Annotated in this window: 2 protein-coding genes; both read right to left on the reverse strand. The window is 38.4% G+C overall.

Going from position 1 to position 1612, the window contains the following annotated elements:
• Positions 1 to 875, reverse strand: an 875-nt coding sequence (locus AC1DUA_RS36735; RefSeq protein WP_477504423.1) for a histidine kinase dimerization/phospho-acceptor domain-containing protein, incomplete at its 3' end; no start/stop codon positions are given.
• Positions 872 to 1579, reverse strand: a complete 708-nt coding sequence (locus AC1DUA_RS36740; RefSeq protein WP_477504424.1) for a response regulator transcription factor — start codon at positions 1577 to 1579, stop codon at positions 872 to 874. The genes AC1DUA_RS36735 and AC1DUA_RS36740, both read right to left, overlap by 4 nt.
• Between the last annotated feature and the right edge of the window lie 33 nt (positions 1580 to 1612).

Below are 1612 nucleotides of genomic sequence, written 5' to 3' on the forward strand. Positions count from 1 at the left end.
GCCAAGTCGAGTAGTTGATAGGTCACATGCTTCATTCGGTTACTCTCTGCATGAATAGCATCAAGAGCTTCCGTATGGAGGTCTATGTTTTCGAACCCCCATCTTCGTATAAGTGAGGTGTAGCCTTCTATGATCGTTAGCGAAGTCTTGAATTCATGCGAAGCATCGGAAATAAACTGCCGTTGTTTTTGCATACTTGTCTCAATACGTTCCATCATATGATTAAATGTTTCAGATAGCTGGTAAAGCTCATCCTTCGCTTTTCGATTCAAAGGCAGTTTTCTAATCTCAAGACCCGTTTCAATCTCTTTCATAACTTTGATCATGCGCAGAAGAGGGGAAAATAGTACACGGGATAATAGAAAACTGCCTGAGAATGAGACAATAATAGCGGCCACGGCAACAAAACATAAGATCATGATTAAGCGGTATAAGCTTTGTTCTAGCTCTAGGGGCTCCGAAATGATCTCCAATGTCCCTATAATTCCTGAACTACATGTAATAGGTGCTCGAACAATTATTACCTTTTCATTGTTGTACATATCATAATAGGACTGTGGTGTATCTGAGTATTGGGGCGGGATAGCCAGTAATTCAATACTGTTAAATGCTTGGTTTTTCACCGTAGAGGTCTGATTAATGGAGCGAATCATCGAGTGATTCGGAAGATAATTAATAAGTAGACTATTCTCACTATAAAGCAAATCTGAAGCGGATATATGTTTTAATATTTCATTTGCTGTATTCTGCAGGATTTCCAGTTCTTCTTCCTTTTCAAATTGAGCGTAGTAATAGTAAATAACGAAGAAAAGAGGGAGTAATATAACGATTAACCAAATGAATGAAAAGATGGACGATTTAGTTTTAATTTTCATGTGGGTGAGGTCTCCAAAATGTAACCAATGCCACGGATCGTTCGAATAGAGGGGAAGGATGAATGCAACTTTTTTCGAACATATCGGATATATACATCCACTACATTTGAATTCCCCAGAAAAGCATAACCCCAAACATCGTTCATGATTTGCTCACGACTAAGAACCACATTCGGATGATCAATCAGATAAATGAAAAGTTGAAATTCTTTGGGGGTTAGGTCGACCTTTACTCCGTCCTGAAATATCTCTCTCGTTCTGAGATTGACATGAGTTCCTTGTAGTGAATAAATGAATGATTCATTTTGATTAAGTTCATTGTYGGATTCTAGAGACCGATTGCGGTAACGCATACAAGCACGAATACGAGCTAATAGCTCTTCCATGTGGAAGGGTTTAATTACATAGTCTTGCCCGCCAAGATCAAGAGCATTCACAATATCAGTGGGAGTCCCACAGGCGGTTAACACAATAATAGGTGTATCTGTATTTATTTTACGGAATGATGTTATGAATTCAAAACCGTTCATACCAGGTAGCAATATATCAAGAAGAATAAGATTCCATTCGTCATCTAATGCTTTCTTTAAGCCATGTAAACCATCCATCGCTAACTCAACTGAATATCCGGCATGTATAAGCTCTAATTGTAGAAGTCTTGCTATTTTCTCTTCATCTTCGATGACGAGTATTTTGCTTGCCATGAATACCACTCTTTTCCGCACATGCTATAAAAC

It is taken from the genome of Paenibacillus sp. 01T422 (genome assembly GCF_056398785.1).